Annotated in this window: 9 protein-coding genes; all 9 read right to left on the bottom strand. The window is 57.5% G+C overall.

Features of this window, described 5'->3' with window-relative positions; all coding sequences use genetic code 11:
* Positions 1-201 precede the first annotated feature (201 nt).
* Positions 202-1,512, bottom strand: a complete 1,311-nt coding sequence (locus MF410_RS00135; protein WP_096771283.1) for an HlyD family type I secretion periplasmic adaptor subunit — start codon at positions 1,510-1,512, stop codon at positions 202-204.
* On the bottom strand, positions 1,509-3,308 hold the full coding sequence (locus tag MF410_RS00130) for a type I secretion system permease/ATPase (protein WP_239619778.1): 1,800 nt from the start codon (positions 3,306-3,308) through the stop codon (positions 1,509-1,511). Before MF410_RS00130 ends, MF410_RS00135 begins: the two co-directional genes overlap by 4 nt.
* Complete coding sequence (locus MF410_RS00125; RefSeq protein ID WP_239619777.1) at positions 3,280-8,649, bottom strand: calcium-binding protein; 5,370 nt, start codon at positions 8,647-8,649, stop codon at positions 3,280-3,282. Before MF410_RS00125 ends, MF410_RS00130 begins: the two co-directional genes overlap by 29 nt.
* On the bottom strand, positions 8,556-13,952 hold the full coding sequence (locus tag MF410_RS00110) for a calcium-binding protein (RefSeq protein WP_275593004.1): 5,397 nt from the start codon (positions 13,950-13,952) through the stop codon (positions 8,556-8,558). Before MF410_RS00110 ends, MF410_RS00125 begins: the two co-directional genes overlap by 94 nt.
* Positions 13,953-13,990: 38 nt before the next feature.
* Positions 13,991-14,731, bottom strand: a complete 741-nt coding sequence (locus MF410_RS00105; protein WP_239619776.1) for a hypothetical protein — start codon at positions 14,729-14,731, stop codon at positions 13,991-13,993.
* Positions 14,728-15,204 (bottom strand): hypothetical protein, encoded by a 477-nt coding sequence (locus MF410_RS00100; RefSeq protein WP_239619775.1) that lies wholly within the window; start codon positions 15,202-15,204, stop codon positions 14,728-14,730. The genes MF410_RS00105 and MF410_RS00100 overlap by 4 nt, the downstream gene beginning before the upstream one ends.
* Positions 15,201-15,773 (bottom strand): hypothetical protein, encoded by a 573-nt coding sequence (locus MF410_RS00095; protein ID WP_179874269.1) that lies wholly within the window; start codon positions 15,771-15,773, stop codon positions 15,201-15,203. Before MF410_RS00095 ends, MF410_RS00100 begins: the two co-directional genes overlap by 4 nt.
* A 319-nt stretch (positions 15,774-16,092) precedes the next feature.
* Complete coding sequence (locus MF410_RS00090; protein ID WP_096772207.1) at positions 16,093-16,665, bottom strand: toxin-activating lysine-acyltransferase; 573 nt, start codon at positions 16,663-16,665, stop codon at positions 16,093-16,095.
* A gap of 262 nt (positions 16,666-16,927) precedes the next feature.
* A complete protein-coding gene (locus MF410_RS00085; RefSeq protein ID WP_141399576.1) occupies positions 16,928-17,632 on the bottom strand; it encodes a hypothetical protein in 705 nt (234 codons plus the stop codon).
* Between the last annotated feature and the right edge of the window lie 542 nt (positions 17,633-18,174).

Genomic DNA, 18,174 nt, shown 5'->3' with positions numbered 1-18,174 from the left:
AAAGGAACAGGACCGTCGACCCCGCTATTTTCAGTGTCAGTGGCGTAACCGGTATTTATGGAACGACTTTAATGGAAGTTTCGCTACCTCAGTCACCCGACACTATCCTACGCGGCCCCAGGGAATGCCGAACGGTCGAGAGTGTCGGCATTGGTCAGCTGTCTTTCTTCCCCCGGTCGGTGATTAAGGCGCCGCATCTTTTTATTCTTCCTTGAAGGCTCGCGCGACCTGATCCATGAGAGGCTTCGTCAAATATGCCAGCGCCGTTCGTTCGCCGGTCTGTATGAAGGCTTCGACCGGCATGCCGGGAACGGGCGTGACCTGGCCAAGCCTCTGCCATTCGCCATCGGAAACCTTGGTACGGACGACGTAGTAGCTGAGGCCCGAGCGCTGATCGCTCGTCAGGTCTGCTGCAACACTGGTCACGACACCATTCAGCTCCGGCGTGTTCCGCTGGCTGAAGGCAGAAAATCTCAAATGCACCATCTGTCCGATGGACACTTGATCGATATCGGTCGGCATCAGCTTGACTTCGGCAACGAGGGCATCGCGATCCGGAACGATCTGCATGATCGCTTCTCCCGGAGCGATGACGGCGCCGGATGCGTGCACGGCAAGCTGATGCACAATGCCGCCCTGCGGCGCGCGAATGTCGATACGTTGCAAATCATCCTGAGCAGCGACCAGGCGTTCGGAATATTCGCCGATATCTCCCTCGGCCTGTCGAAGCTGGTCGGAGACCTCGCTACGCTGGTCATCATCGATCTGGATGATCTGGAGTTCTGTTTCCGTGACCTTACCCTTCGTCTGTGCTTCGGTCGCGACGAGGTTGCCGAGCTCGCCAGTGAGGCTCGCGGCCTCACGCTGCAACGCATATACCCGGTTGGCGGGAACGAGCCCTTGATCGAACAAGCGCTGAATGCTTTCCAGTTCCTTTTCGATCAGCGCAATCTCCTGGCGCTTGCCGGTTTCCTGGGCGACCAGACCCTCGGCTTCCTGCTTGAGTTGCTCGATCCGCTCACGCAATTGCGCCTTTCGCCCCACCAGCGATGACCGGCGGTTGGCAAAGAGGCGTTTCTCGCCCTCGATCGAGCGCGCGGCCTCTGGATCGCTGGCCTTTGCCAGCAACTCTTCGGAAAAAGCGATCGACTGTGTGCCGTCGCGTTCCGCTACAAGCCGAGCCGTCCTTGCGGAAAGCTCGTTCAGCCGCTTGGTTACGATGGCGAGATTGGCGCGGGTCTGGGTATCGTCCAAATGGATGAGGATCTGGCCGGCTTCCACCAGATCTCCATTCTTGACGAATATCTGGCCGACGGTACCGCCTTTCTGATGCTGTACCGGCTTCACATAAGTGTCAACGACGACCATTCCGGAGGCGATGACCGCGCCTGAAAGGTGGGTGGTGGCAGCGAGACCGCCCATCACACCGCCGAGTAGGACGACGATGCTGAGGGCGGCTACCGTCAGCTTGCGGATGGCGCCTTCCGCCGATGGCGCTCCGACATCGCTCATGTTCCCGTCTCCTCGCCGCCGATCAGCAGGCGCATCGGCTGCGGGGTCGCCGTGGCTGGCCTCGCCGTGGTCTTTTTCAATACTTCGTCCTTCGGACCGAAGGCCTGCATCTGGCCATTGCCCATGACAAGAACCTGATCGACTGCCGTGAGCGCGCTCGGCCGGTGTGCGATCACAATCGCAATCCCTCCCCTCGCGCGAACCCCAGAGATCGCTTTCGTCAGGGCCGCCTCGCCATCGGCATCAAGGTTGGAATTAGGCTCGTCGAGAACCACCAGAAACGGCTCGCCATAGAGTGCGCGAGCAAGCGCTATGCGCTGGCGCTGACCGGCCGAGAGCACCGATCCCTGTTCTCCGACCTTGGTGTCAAACCCATCTGAAAATTGCACGATCATGTCGTAGACGCCAGCTGCCTTCGCTGCGGCGATGACAGTCTCGGAGTTGGCCTTTGGGTCAAACCGTGCAATGTTCTGCGCGATCGACCCATCGAAAAGCGAGACATCCTGTGGCAGATAACCGAGATGGCGGCCGAGTTCGTGCGGATCCCACTGGGTAAGGAGAGCCTGGTCGAGCCTTACCGCGCCGCCCAAGGGCAACCAAAGGCCGGTGATTGCGCGGGCGAGTGTGGATTTTCCTGATGCGCTCGGACCGATAACGCCAACTGCCTCTCCTGCCGAAACCTTGAAGGAGACGCCGCGAAGAATAGGGCTGCGCCCGCCCGGCGCGGCGATCTGCAGGTTCTCGACGATCAGGTTTTCCCGCGGCGCCGGTAGATCGACCTCGCGCTGCTCCGACGACATGAGCGTCATCAGCTTAGTCAGCCGCCCCCAGCTTTGCCGGGCGGCAACGAAGCCTTTCCATTGCCCGATGGCGAGTTCTACGGGCGCCAGGGCGCGGCTCACCAAAATGGAACTAGCAATCATGATGCCGCCAGTTGCCTCCTGACGGATCACCAGAAGGGCGCCGACGGCGAGCACGCCCGACTGCAGCATCATGCGCAGGATTTTCGATGCCGTCGCCAGCCCGCCCGTGACCGTGCTGGCGGCAACGTGGTTTGCCAGATATTTTCGGTTGAGCTCGGTCCAACGCTCACCGATGAAATGGCCGAAGCCCATGGCGAGGACGGCTTCCGAGTTCCGTTTGGTCGCTTCGGCAAGATTGATGCGCTCGGCGGCAAGCTTGGCTGCTTCCTTCGCCGGCTGCCGCGACCGAACCTCGGTAAGCATGGTCAAGGCGATAAGGATCAGTGCACCGGCAAGCGCAGTCACTCCGATCCAAATGTGGAAGAGGAAACAAAGGAAAAGATAGAACGGCATCCAGGGCATGTCGAACAGCGCGGTCGGCCCCGGTCCCGACAGAAAACCGCGGACGGTATCGAGATCCCGCACGCACTGTAGCCCGTCGCCCGGCATCTGCATGCGCGACGGCAATAAGACGAGAGAGCCGTAAACGCGGTCACCGAAACGTTCGTCGACCGCAGTGCCAACCCGGACGAGCAACATCGACCGGATCAATTCCAAGACGCCCTGGAAGACGAACAGCGTTGCGGCGATGATCCCGAGTCCCACCAATGTCGGCAGGCTACGGCCGGGAATGACCCGGTCGTAGACCTGAAGCATGAAAAATGAGCCGGTCAGAGCAAGGATATTGATGACGCAGCTTGTCAGGCCGACTCCGAGGAAGGCCTTTCGAAGCGACGAGAGAACCGCCACAAGGAATACTTGTGACGACTGTTCTGCAGCCTTGTTCAAGACGATTTCCTCTTTCTCACGCTGCAGCCGTGAAGCGGAAATCATCCTGGTGCAGGCTTGTCAGCGCGACGTTCTTCAAAGTGATCGACGTGTTGGCGTCATGAGTAATCAACGTGTCTGCTCCGACCTGGGTGGCGGCCGCCATCACCGATGCAAAATCCGCGAAGAGGTCGTCACTGATGTCGAGGACATCACCAATGCCCGCACCGGCGGAGAAATCTGTCACCGTATCTTTGCCGAAGTCAGCCTTGAACACGAAAGTGTCATTTCCACCCACCCCGCGAAGAGTGTCGTTGCCAGCCCCGCCCTGGATTGTATCGGCGCCATACGTCCCCCAGATGATGTCGTCGCCGGCGGTCTGCTGGTCGGCTACATAGCGTGCCGCGATCTGAGTCTTGTTCCAGACGGTGCCGTCGGCAAAACGAACGAATTCGACACCAGCATCGCCCCAGAGCTGGTTATCGACAACGATGGAGCCTGTCATCCCTTGGAATGACAGCTTCATGTCGTTCACATCGCTCGTGACGTGTGAGAAGACAACGTCTGTTACCGCAATTCCGGCACCAAACTCGAGGACGTTGTTGCGGCTGCTTTGGTAGTCGAAGATAGCGTCGTCGCCATCGCCGACGTTGTACACGTAGACGTCGTTACCGCCGCCGCCGTCCAGGCGGTCGTTGCCCGCCCCGCCGGCTAGACGGTCGTTGCCATCGTAGCCGGCAATCGTGTCATTGCCGGCGCCGCCGACTACATTGTCGGATAGGTTCGTTGCCCAAATGGTGTCATCACCATCCGTCGTTTGACCCGCGACATATCGACGAGCGATCTCGGCATCATCCCAGATCGTGCCGTCGGCGAACCGAATAAACTCGACGCCGGCGTCGCCCCAGTGCTGATTATCGAGCACGATGGAGCCAGCCATCGATTGAAATGTCAGTTTCATATCGGCCGCATCGCTCGCGACACGTGAAAACACTACGTCCGCTGCCGAAATTCCGGCACCGAATTCGAGAACGTTGTTGCGGCTGCTTTGGTAGTCGAAGATAGCGTCGTCGCCATCGCCGCCGTTGTACACGTAGACGTCGTTGCCGCCGCCGCCGTCCAGCCGGTCGTTGCCTGCCTCGCCGATAAGACGGTCGTTGCCGTCGTAGGCTACGATCGTGTCATTGCCGGCGCCGCCGAATACGTTGTCGGATAGGTTCGTTGCCCAAATCGTGTCGTCACCAGCCGTCTTTTGATCTGCAACGTATCTGCGAGCGATCTCGGCATCGTCCCATAGGGTGCCGTCGGCAAACCGAATGAACTCCACACCGGCGTCACCCCAATGCTGATTGTCGAGCACGATCGAGCCGGACAATGAGCGGAACGTCAGCTTTATGTCGGCCGCGTCGCTCGCGACGCGTGAAAACACCACGTCCGCTGAAGAGATCCCCTGCCTGAACTCCAAAACATTGTCGCGACTGCCGGTGTAGTCGAAAATCACGTCGTCCCCATCGCCTGCCTCGTAGACGTAGACGTCGGTACCGCCGCTGCCGTCAAGGCGATCGTTACCTGTCCCGCCGACCAGACGATCGTTGCCGCCAAAGGTAGTCAGGGTGTCATCGCCCGCACCACCCGTTGCCAGGTCGGATAGATTCGTACCCCAGATGATGTCGTTGCCGGACGTCTGCTGGTCCGCAACATACCGACGCAACATCTCTGTTTCGTTCCAGACCGTACCATCGGCGAACTGAATGAACTCAACACCCGCATCGCTCCAAAGCTGACCGTCGAGCGTGATCGATCCAGACATCGAGCGGAAGGCGAGCTTAATATCGTTCGAGTCTGCGGCAACGCGCGCGAAAACAACATCGCTGGCGTCTATTCCAAGTCCAAGTACGAGTCGATTATCACGAGACCCTCGGTAGTCGAAAATGACATCATTTCCGTCGGCGGGTCGATAAATATAGGTGTCGGTGCCTTCCTTGCCTTCAAGTCGGTCGTCGCCCGCACCCGCATCGATGATGTCATTCGCCGTCGTTCCGGCAAGTGTATCGTTACCTGAGGTTCCATAGATTGCCAGCAGCCCCGTGAGCGCAGTATCCAACGCGCCCGCGGCACCACCGAGAACCTCGCCATCCTTGAAGACGATCGACTCGACGCCTCCGGCAGTATCGAATTGGTTCTTCAGCGTAATCGTTTCGCCGGTTGCGAGGACTGTGATGATCAAGTCGCTTGCGGATGTTGTCGACCGAGCAAAGAGAACTTGACTCTTGAGCAAGTCATCCAGCCTGAGAACATCGCTATCGGTTCCCGACGTCGGCTCGTCGATGATGTCGTTGCCATCACCTGCAAGATAGATGTACGCATCACTGCCGGCCCCGCCCTTCAAGGTGTCGTTGCCCAGTCCTGCACGCAACACATCTGCGGCCGAAGATCCGGTGATGATGTCGTTGCCGACGGTGCCTCCAGTATAGGCGATATGTGTCAGCATGTCCGCCCGCGTCCAAATCGTGCCGTCGGCAAAGACGATCTTCTCAAGGCCGCTCTGATAGTACTCGTTGAGATTGCCCTGGAGCAGGATGGAGCCGCCATCGCCCGCACCCGCCGCACTCTCGGCGATGACAAGCGTCACATCGTTGCCGTTGCGCACCAGCGTCACGTCGCCGGGATTGATGCCGGACAACACCAGCCGGTCGTCGGTATCCCACATGCCCGAATCCGAGATCGTTTCGTTGCCGTCGCCGCGGGAATAATAGATCGTGTCGTTGCCCCAGCCGCTGTCGATCGTGTCGTTGCCGATCCCGCCGGTGATCGTGTCATTGCCATCACCGGCATTGATCGTATCGTTGCCGGCGCCGGCATTGATGATGTCGGCCGCGTTGAAGCCGGTGATCACGTCGTTGCCTGACGTCGATGCCTCGGCCAGCACTGCTGCCCGCATCGTGTCACGCGTCCATATCGTGCCGTCGGCAAAGACGACTTTCTCAAGGCCGGTCTGATAGTATTCGTTGAGATTGCCCTGGAGCATAATGGAGCCGCCGTCGCCCGCACCCGCCGTACTCTCGGCGATGACAAGCGTCACATCGTTGCCGTTGCGCACCAGCGTCACGTCGCCGGGATTGATGTCGGACAACACCAGCCGGTCGTCGGTATCCCACATGCCCGTATCCGAGATCGTGTCGTTGCCGTCGCCGCGGGAATAATAGATCGTGTCGTTGCCCCAGCCGCTGTCGATCGTGTCGTTGCCGATCCCGCCGGTGATCGTGTCATTGCCATCACCGGCATTGATCGTATCGTTGCCGGCGCCGGCATTGATGATGTCGGCCGCGTTGAAGCCGGTGATCACGTCGTTGCCTGACGTCGATGCCTCGGCCAGCACTGCTGCCCGCATCGTGTCACGCGTCCATATCGTGCCGTCGGCAAAGACGACCTTCTCAAGGCCGGTCTGATAGTATTCGTTGAGATTGCCCTGGAGCATAATGGAGCCGCCGTCGCCCGCACCCGCCGTACTCTCGGCAATGACCAACGTCACATCGTTGCCGTTGCGCACCAGCGTCACGTCGCCGGGATTGATGCCGGAGAGCACCAGCCGGTCGTCGGTATCCCACATGCCCGTATCCGTGATCGTGTCGTTGCCGTCGCCGCATGCGTAATAGATCGTGTCGTTGCCCCAGCCGCTGTCGATCGTGTCGTTGCCGATCCCGCCGGTGATCGTGTCATTGCCATCACCGGCATTGATCGTATCGTTGCCGGCGCCGGCATTGATGATGTCGGCCGCGTTGAAGCCGGTGATCACGTCGTTGCCTGACGTCGATGCCTCGGCCAGCACTGCTGCCCGCATCGTGTCACGCGTCCATATCGTGCCGTCGGCAAAGACGACCTTCTCAAGGCCGGTCTGATAGTATTCGTTGAGATTGCCCTGGAGCATAATGGAGCCGCCGTCGCCCGCACCCGCCGTACTCTCGGCAATGACCAACGTCACATCGTTGCCGTTGCGCACCAACGTCACGTCGCCGGGATTGATGCCGGAGAGCACCAGCCGGTCGTCGGTATCCCACATGCCCGTATCCGTGATCGTGTCGTTGCCGTCGCCGCGTGCGTAATAGATCGTGTCGTTGCCCCAGCCGCTGTCGATCGTGTCGTTGCCGATCCCGCCGGTGATCGTGTCATTGCCATCACCGGCATTGATCGTATCGTTGCCGGCGCCGGCATTGATGATGTCAGACGTGTTTGATCCGGTAATCACATCGTCGCCTGGAGTACCGGCAAAGTTCACCAGCATCGCTCTGAGATCAGCTCTGCTCCACACCGTGCCGTCGGCGAAGACGATCTTATCAAGGCCGCTCTCAAGGTATTCGTAGAGATTGCCCTGGAGCAGGATGCTGTCGCCATCGCCCGCACCCGCCGCACTCTCGGCGATGACAAGCGTCACATCGTTGCCGTTGCGCACCAGCGTCACGTCGCCGGGATTGATGCCGGACAACACCAGCCGGTCGTCGGTATCCCACATGCCCGAATCCGAGATCGTGTCGTTGCCGTCGCCGCGTGCGTAATAGATCGTGTCGTTGCCCCAGCCGCTGTCGATCGTGTCGTTCCCGATCCCGCCGGTGATCGTGTCATTGCCATCACCGGCATTGATCGTATCGTTGCCGGCGCCGGCATTGATGATGTCGGCCGCGTTGAAGCCGGTGATCACGTCGTTGCCTGACGTCGATGCCTCGGCCAGCACTGCTGCCCGCATCGTGTCACGCGTCCATATCGTGCCGTCGGCAAAGACGACCTTCTCAAGGCCGGTCTGATAGTACTCGTTGAGATTGCCGCTGAGCAGGATGGAGCCGGCGTCGCCCGCACCCGCCACACTCTCGGCGATGACCAGCGTCACATCGTTGCCATTGCGCACCAACGTCACGTCGGCGGGATTGATGCCGGACAACACCAGCCGGTCGTCGGTATCCCACATGCCCGTATCCGTGATCGTGTCGTTGCCGTCACCACGGGCGTAATAGATCGTGTCGTTGCCCCAGCCGCTGTCGATCGTGTCGTTGCCGGTCCCGCCGGTGATCGTGTCATTGCCACTACGGCCATCGATCGTGTCCGCTCCCGCACCTGCGGCGATGACATCGTCGAAATCAAAAGCCGTGACCGTGTCGTCACCCTCGGTCACCTGGGCAGCGATCAACCGAACGATGATGTCGAACTTCGATAGAATCGTGCCGTCAGCGAACGCAAACTGCTCGACATCGTTCATGTCCCAGACGGCGATATCGTATTCGTTCCGAATGAGAAGAGAGTCATTCGATCCGGCAAGCGTTATCAGCAGGTCGTAGTCGCCGACACGTTGGAATGTGACGTCATCAACGTTGACGTTGCTGTTGAACCGGACTGTGTCGTTATCGGAATAGAGCACAATGCCATAGCTCTCTTGGACGATGTCTTGTCCGTCGCCATAGCCGAAGAAATAGGTGTCATCGCCATCGCCACCTGCGAGGTAGTCGTTGCCTGCCCCCCATCCAGGGTGTCATTTGTCCAGAATCCGTAGATGGAGTCGTTGCCTGCCGTTTTCATCGAAAGCAGATATTGGCTGCGGATGTCGGCGGCGTTCCAGACAACGCCATCTGAGAAATGGATCTCATCGACCTGGTCTGGTCGATAATTTATGGCATTGTAAGAGAATTGGCCGATCAGCGTCAGCGTTTCGCCGCTGTCGCGAAGCCTTATGACGAGATCGCTGCTACCTGCATCTCGAACTAGCTGAATGTCAGATGCGACTACCTGATCGTTGAAAATGATCTTGTCGAAATCGCCGCCATTCAGAGCGCCGGCGCCACGCTCCTGGATCGTATCGTTGCCGTAGCCATGGCCCCATACGTAGGTGTCGTTGCCGTTGTAACCGTACAGGGTGTCGTCGCCGGCCCCTCCATCAAGTATGTCGTCAATATCCAAACCTTCGATGATGTCGGCACCGCTCGTTTTTTCCGACGCGATGAGCATCGTCGCGAGTTCGTGCCAGGAAATGCTCTGGTCGCCCGACGTGAAATCAATGCGCTCGATACGGTCGAAGAAGATATTTCCAAAGACACCAGATGCGGCGTAGGCGAACTCGTTCTGGAGCGTAATGCTTCCCTGACCACCATTGACGTAGATAACAATTGAATGGCGGTCGCCATCCACCCTGCCGAAGCTAATATCCTCTCGGCCGATACCTGCTCCAAATCGCAGGAAGTCATCGGTTCCGGACAGAATGTTGGTCATTCGATCCTGAATGACGTCGTGACCGTCTCCAAGCGCATAGAGATAGAGATCGCTCTGATTTCCGCCGGAGATGAAGTCGTCACCCTTGCCAGCCCGCAGGATGTCTTCGCGCTCCATGCCATAGAGCTCGTCATTTCCATCAGTAGAATGGGCTTGCAACACGATGCTGGCGACCTGATCGCTTGTCAGGCTGCTGCCGTCATCGAACGTGAACAGGTCGATGCGGTTCATGTACCAGGTGCCATAAGGACCGGTATAGGTCGCAGCGAATTGTCCTTGGATGGTAATCTGGTCGAGCGGACTATTCTTGAAGCGGATGACGAGATCGTTCGATGCGCCATCGCGGAGGAATATCAGATCCCCACTACGGATGCCGTCCAGGAACTGAAGCATATCCTGGTCATTGCGGAAGGCATTGCCCTCGAAGTCGTGGATCGTATCCTGCCCGTCGCCACGACCGTAGCGATAAATATCAGTATCACCGCCGCCCTCGAGCAGGTCGTCTCCCTTACCACCCTGCAGGACATCGATGTCCTCCGTACCTGTGACGTGGGTCGATGCATCATCGATCTTCGAAACGGCTTCGGCAATGTCCACCTTAGTCCAAACGCTGCCGTCCTTGAATACGATCTGGTTGATTCCGAAGTCGTGGGAGGCGTCGCTAATCATCAAGCCAGGCCAGCGCCCTTCGAACTCGTTGGTGATGCGCAATACAGCGCCGGTGACCTTATCGGTCAGAAGCAGGTCGATACCATCGCGCGAGGCTATGATGTCGCCGGCATTGTGGGCGGAGAAGCGGACCGTATCGACGCTGCCGCCGAGACCATCGTCGTCAAAGATCTCAGTCGAGCCGAAGCTCTTGCCGATAACATAGTTGTCCGAGCCTGTCCCGCCGCGAACGACCGTTTCGCCACCATCGACGATCAGGATGTCGTCCTGTCCGCTGCCAATGACCACGCCGGTTCCGGTGAAGAACAGATCCTGCGCCATGCCGAAGGCATGCGCGAAGTCGACGACTGAGATGCCGCCGGCATGCTGCTCAACCGCGTTGAGCATGTTCTGCACCAGGAAGGCATAGGTGTTCTTCTGAGATGCCGATCCACGGGAATAGTCGGACAGGAATACGTCGAAGAAAGGCTTCCAATCGGTGAGCCATGACACGGCGTCGCTGCTTTGCTCGGCATCGGCAAGAAGCGCAGTGAAGACAGCGGCAATCTGCGAGCCGCTCTTCGAGGTGAAGCCGTCGCTTTGGGCATTATAGTCGATGCTATCGAAATAATGCGCAAGGGGACCGCTTTGCACCGCCAGCCGAACCGCAAAGAGGTCGAGGGCATCATCCATCTTGTCGAGGAAGGCCGCAACCGCCTGGTAGCCGGCGGTGGCGGAGTCCGGAACATCGAAGAACGCGTGCAGCGATTCACCGATCAACCGTTCATAGAAGGAGAAGTCCGAGCCGGAGATCGTGTCGATGACGACGCCGCTGCCGAGCGTGTGATTGGCCGACGATGCAAGATTGCTGCTCCAGTCGGCCTTCTGGTAGTTGTAGATGCGCAGGTAGTCGTCACCGTCGCGGTAATCGAGATAGGATACCGAAACGCCGTTATGCAGTTCCGTTCCGGTCGTGACGACAATCGATGAGTCGCCACCCGTCCATTGCGATAGGAGGCTGGAGAGCTCGCCGCGTCCCGACGTACCCTCACTGCTCGAGACGATGACGCCCGAGGCCATCCGGATGCCCGGAATGTCGGACGTGCTGTCACCGGCGGAGGAAACGCCCCAAGCGTAATCGACGACATTGCCGTCTTTGCGAACGATCGCAAGGTCGTCATACGCGGTCAGGCCCGCGGCGCCTGTTATAATATCAGCACCAATCTTGACCGGAGAGCCTTCAGCCCATGCCGTCAGGATAGGCCGGATTGCCTCGCGCAAGTCCGATAGGACCGGCGACGTCAGCGTTTGGACTGCAGCGCGCACAGCCGTCTCGGCTGTCGGAAGAACGCTCAGTGCCTCGTGCAAAGACACGAGGGTGCCACGCCCCTTAAGGTCGGCAAGGTCGAGGACCGACTGGGAGACCTGGATCGGAGCACCGACATAGGTGGTGTTCTGGTTGTCGAGACTGAGCAGCACGTCTGCGATCGTGCGAACCGTACCGTCAGCGAGCGTATAGCCTGCGGTGCTGGTGATTGTATTTCCATTGACCGTCTGGGTCGTGGTTCCGGTGTTCGGCGTCACGTTGATCGAGGTAATGCCACGATCCACGACACTCTTGAGCTCACCGGTATCGGTGCGGTGGTTCTCGTTGGCATCCTGCCAGACGAGAAGTGAGGAGAAGCTGTCGGCCGATGTGACCGTACCATCGCCATTGAAGTCTGCGAGCCCACTATCGTTGGCGTCGACCTTACCGTCGTGATTGCCGTCGAGAAGGGCGAGTGCGGCGAGTCCCGAAGTGGTGGCGTTGCCGAACATCTCGTCGGAACCAGTGATCTTGCCATCACCATTAAGGTCACGGACAAGAACGCCGTCGTCCTTGCCGACGAAACCGGATGACTCGGCATAGAGATCGTTGTCGAGATCGAGCTTCGATTTGGAGCGATCAAGCGCCGTGAGTTCGATGCCGTCACCATCGAGGTCGAGGACGAGAGGATCCTGACCACCCCAGGGATAATGACCCGTCATCGTCTTGATCATCAGGCCGAGAATGTCGAACGCGCCCTCGCCGAGCACGGAATACTGCCCCTTCATATCGAGCGTAATGTCACGGAAGCGGACGAAGTACATATGGTATTCGGCCAGGAAGATCCCGCCTGGCCCAACTTCGCCTTCGCCGCCTGGGCCCGCCGTCGCCTGATCCTTCCAATTGAGGACATACATCGTCGCGACGCCATCCGACGGGGTCCCATCGGCATTGGCCACATGCCAGAATGCATTGCGGATGACGAGTTCTCCCTCGGCATTCAATGCATAAGCTGTTCCATACGGACCCCAGGCATAGGGATCCTCCGACGCTTCGTTTTTGAGGCCGCCATAAAGCGTCAAGACACCGCCGAGCGCGATGCGGTCTTCGCTGCTGAGGTCAGTCACACCGATGCCGTTGGTGAACCAGATCTTGTCCTGGCCCTCACCGGTGGTGATGATCGAGCCGAAGTCGGCACTGATCAGCACATCATCATGATCGCTGAGCTTGACCTGATCGGCGCCTTGAACATGCAGCGCATTGTTGTAGCCAAGCGCTCCCTTGGCCGCGTAGTCGACAATGGTCAAGAGTTCCTGATCGTAACCCTGCCATTGGAATACGTTGTCAAGCGTGTAGACGTCATCGTGGTCCGACGTCACACCGTTGAGGTAGTTAATGCCGTGCGACAGCCCAGAGTAGTCGACGACATCGACGTTTTCAGTGAAGGCGTTAGGGCTCAACCTCTCGCCAGCCGGCACCTCGGATTGGATACGCCCGGATTTGCCCATATCGATGAGGATGGGTGCATCGAGTGCGGCATCGTTCAAAACAAGTTCGTCAGCTCGGTCTGACAATTCGACCTTATCGATCGAAAGAAGGATGTCAGTACCTTTTGCGCCGCTATTGGCGTCCTCTATAGTTATTTTAATGGCCTCAGCCTGGCCGAGCGTGGTTTTCTGGAGATCGGTGACGCGAAGGCCTTGTGTGAAGTCAGAAAGATCTCCGGTCGCCTCGGGATCCGTTGCTGACGCACCCGGATCAACCGTGTATCGGACCGTGTCTGTTTCGGTGCCGAATACGAGCCACTCGAGGAAATCAGTTAGAAGGCCAACCTTTTGATCGCTGCCGACGTAAATATCGTTATCGTTCTTATGGCCAGTGTTTACGTTCTCTTCAGTGACCGAGTCGATGAACAAATCGTTTCCGGAACCCCCGATCAAGATGTCGCGGCCGCTATGTCCATCCAAAACATCATCACCGTCCGAGCCAGCAATTATGTTGTTCTTAGAGTTGCCATCGACCGCGTCGTCTCCATCGGTAGCAGCTAGCAATGACGCATGGTGCGGGTCGTATCCGCCGTACCACTCAGGCAGCTTTGTCTTGAGCGGATCTTCGGAAACCGAAAATTGTATCGCGCCGATTACCTCTTGGATCGGCTTGTCTTCTGAGCTGGGATACAGAGTATGAATTGCCTCCGTAACGACACTGCTTCCGATTGTATCAGCCGTGCGCTCGAACAGGCTCTCCAGAAGCGTCTTCACGCCTCGGATTTCGATAAACGCGTTAGGGTCGTCCTGCCCCAAGCGCCATAGTTCCTGGTTTATTTCAAGCGTAAGAATACTTGCTTGATCAGCGGTCTGGACTGCATCGCCATTCTCGTCAGAAAGCTGAACAACTCCTTGCTCGGGACGGTAGGGGCTTGATTCGCCGTAGTCGTGATAGTTGACCTGTCGAACAGCCATCAAACCGGCAAATTGCACGATTGCTTCCGCCAGACCATCCAAAGCACCTTCCAGAACTGCTGATGACTTCCCCGATGAGACTAGAACTCCGAGAGCATCAGCGTCGTCGAAAGAGCGCGCGCCCCCGTGTTGCCGAAGATAAGATTGCCCTCGTCGAGTACGGAATAAGCGATCGCATTCAGCATCTTGCTGGCTGCCGTTCCATATCCGCCCAGTTGATCCGCTTCAGCCGCAACGCCAAGCTGTTCGTCAAAATATGCTTTGAACAGAGACCCGCCTACGGAACTCCAGCTCACATGATGTTCAGCATCGGCGTAAGTCGTGAGAACCATAAGCGCCTGAGAATGCAAGCTGATGGCATCCAGCAAGCCGCCGCCATAGGCATTCATGGGCACGATATGAGACTGTCCATCGACCGAGAGCCCATATACGAGAGCTGCCGCCGCGATGGCGTCGACCTGAGCCGCGTCTGCACCGCGAAGTTTGTCGATCAACAGATTCGTTGGTATCCCGAGAAACGGCCCAAGGACGCGCGCCAAAGCTGCCACCTCTCCATCCATTCGATAGGAGGTTACGCTCGTGGCCATGGGGAGCCTGAAACCGTTAATGGTTAGGCCTTCCCCTTTCAGCGCATCGAGAACTGTGTCGGCAATCTGCTTTGGATCGTCAGCGATTGTCAGGGTACTGAAAAACGTATCAAGCGACGCCGTAAGCGCGAGGCCTAAGTAGGGTATCTCGTTAAAAACAACAGTCTCGGTTCCTGTCAGAGACCCGATGAAACCAGCAAGACTACCGCCGAGGGAGTGACCGGTTATGATCACATTTGACGGTGTGGACGAGTCATAATCGTCATCGCTGGAGTTCCATCCGGGAAGACTTCATGACCCGTTACGTTTTTATAGAATTCTTCAGCATAGTAGGGCTGGAGATGAACGATCGGGACACCTGTATCGTCGCCGGTCATCCCAAAGGAACTGGACCAGCCGGCAATTATGTCCTTTAACGTCTCGATCGATGGCCAGCCGCCATTGGTGATAAAATCCGTGCCTCGATAGGCAATTACCGTTTCCGTAGTCCCGCCAACTGTCCATTTATAGGAAGTGGCGCTAAAACCAGATATGCTTGCAGTTCCGTCAAGTACATCGCTGGACAACTTGTCGACTTGGGCATTTCCAATTCTATTGGAGAGTTCGTTCCCGTCCTTGTCTGTAACTTGCGGGTTATCTCCCCTTGAATATGCATCCAGAGCAAGCAGGGCCAACATTACGTTCTTGTCGGTGGGCGTCTCTGTCATCGGCTTCCATCTCCAAAGAATCTGGCGGGAGTTATTATGTAGCTAAACGGCAGTTCATTGCGTGGGCGCGAGACCCCTGGAGGATCGCGTGGAAAAATTTTTCCGGGCGCCACGGCGGTATCGAGCCAGGGGAGCCGTTCTCGCAATTTATTGGTGATAGGGTCAGTCGTTATTTCGATATCGAGACCTGTGAAGTGGATACCTGGGAAGTATCGACCGAAATCCGCGGACTGGATTTCAAATATCGTTTTGGGATCGGTTTCGTTCTTGAACGAGACAATCACAGGCAGTCTGCCCGTTTTTAGCTTGAAGGGACGGCGACCGCTCGCATCGCGTAGTGTTGCAAAGTCCGCTTCCGACAGCGAACCAATGCTATTCTTGATGCCAAGGCTCGTCAGTACTCCGGCTTCGTAAACTTGAGTCAGAGTGTTGTTCGGATCATGCTGGACCGGCAGGATATAGGCCGTACTTTTGTCTCCGAGATCGAAAATCAGCGCCTCGCCGTACAGACGTGTGACGCCACCATTTCCGATAAGGCTGCGCGTTACCTTGGAATAGGTGATTTCCATCACCGAGGAACTCTCAATCGGTCGGCCATCCACCGTAGCCGACGCAATAACCTTAAAGCGAACAGATGCACTCTCACCCTGGCAAGACGCGAGAGGCAGTGCGCAAAGTGATGCCAAGAGCGACCGACGCTTCATTAGCTGCCCATTTTTCAATCAAGAGTTTTTCGCTACGATGAGGGGCACAGCCTTCATTATAAGCGACGCGAGCACGCTCACTGTCTGCATGTTGGTGCCAAACCCACCGCAACGGATATCGCACACCCGGTCGAGGCGCGCTCAAAGTTGACATTTGTTGTTGGAGTTTCGGCGGCCAGCTCGATCAGTTCATCACGTTGCCAAACTCAGCGCTGCTTGCAGCCGCTGACGTGACACCGTTAGTCAGTTTTCCCAAGATTTCCCGATCGACTAAATGGGCGACCATCGGGTGGATCTTGATGTCTCCTCGCTTGGCAACCTGATGAAAATTCGCCAGAACCATCGTTGCCAGCTCGCGTGTGGGCGCGATCACGTCGAGCAACCAAACGACCTCACCGCTCTTCCAGTCTTCCGGCTTCAGGCGGGCCGGGAACACTCCCGCCTTAGCCTGCTCCGAAATACGAGCATCAACCTCGGCACTGACAGTCGCCCAAATGGCGATCGCCGGCGGCTCAATGCCAGTGACGGCCTTGGGTGTCGCGATGGCGATACGATCATTAATTAAGGGATCCACAACCAGATGATGGAGGTCGGATAACATCTGACTGCGGTAGCGTGGCACCGAGCTCATCGCTAGAACAACCTGCCCAAATGTTGATTGCAATGCCGCCTTAGCTCCGGCAAGCTTCTTTTTGGTTTCATCAGATAATGGGTTTTGACTTGATTTAGCCGACGCTTCCGTCGCAATGTTATTCATGTATCCCCAGCCCCATGGGTTTCGAGCAAAATGGCTCGATAGAGTTGCAATCGGTCTATGCGCGACTGCCAGATGGACATTACAAATTGAATGTACAATTGCAAGTGAAATTGCCGCGCTATGCTCTCTTTGGGTGAAAATTTCGTCCGTGTCCTCTTCCGGCCCTTGACGGATGAGGCATACCCTCTCGTCAACAAGTCAGCGACCGAACTCAGTCGACTAGTCGGGCCGGGTCCCGACTCGGCCGCACGAGCCGCTACGGCTATTGCGTGCCAAGTCGCCCGAACTGACCCGGCCGACGTTTAGCCGATGTCGGCTGGGCCAACTTGTAACGGGCGGGTGGGCTGGAGTCCTCACCGGGAATGAAGGCAAGAACGAGAAGCATGCCGTAGAAGAAACAGGTAATTCCCTGGATCGCAAGCGTCGGCAAGGGAATTGCGAAAAACCTCGGTAAGAAGACGGGCGCGAGCAGCAGCCAAAGCAGATATTGAGACCAACCAATGTCGCGAAGCCGACTCGATACCATGTAGAGCAGGCCTACAATGGTGATCGCTGTCATCGCAATCGCGGCAACCATGTAAAGCGTTTCGAAGAAGGAGCGGCGGGCAACGAGCTTGGCTGTTTCGGCATCGCCCGCTCCAGTTCCCATGGCCATCTGTATAGCCCCTTTGGCCGCCATAGCACGGAAATTTTGCATGTCCTCTGCCGTCGGCTTGCGGCCGGAGGCTGCAACCTGCTTCACCAACTCTTCTTGCCCTTTGAACATCAGCGGCATGTTTTTGCCGCTGACCTCTCCTCCGACGGCGGTCCCTGTGCGTGGCGCCATTAACTCACGCGCTGCCTGATCATGTTCGGCCATAATCAGGCGCTCGATCGGGTCCTTCGCAAAATCGAAGCAGAACATGAGCAGAAGCAGCACGGCGTAGGTGATGCGTGTTAGGCGCGATTGGCCAAAAATGGTCATCAAGTCCAGATCCATCTCGAGGTGAGCGGACGATGCTCGCTGCAGCTCAAGGATTCGCTAACGCAATACAACTAGTTTTACGGATATAGGTGAAAATCATCGAGTTTTTCCTTCGCCGCTTGGTCTGTTCTCAATTTTCGCATTTGGTCCATCGGCGTTGGACGCGGGTTTTGATCTGAAGTGACGGATAGCTGTTTGGATTGCGAGAGTCCTCTGCCTGTGAAGCTCTTGAACGGGTCGAAAGCGGTGAGAAGGATTGGCTGGTGCCGCGCCTTGAACGGTTCGAATACGAACTGCATCAATAGCTATGTGCCTGCCATGCTTTATCTTTTGTTCACCTGCCGGCGGGTTCCCTTCGATCCTTTATGCGATCTTCCTGGCCCAAAACGTGAACCCCATAGCAACAAGCCAAGTGCTGGCCTCGAAAATCTCTCGCCGCGCCAGCGACGTAGGAACGTCCTGGGCCGAAGCGGATGTCGACTGCGGGCCAATATCGGTTCCCCGGGGGAAGCTTCATGCGTGCGAGCCCCCATTCTTTTGGATAA

Source organism: Rhizobium sp. C104 (genome assembly GCF_022354505.1).
Lineage (GTDB): Bacteria > Pseudomonadota > Alphaproteobacteria > Rhizobiales > Rhizobiaceae > Rhizobium > Rhizobium redzepovicii.
This window is presented reverse-complemented; position numbering and strand designations above follow the sequence as displayed.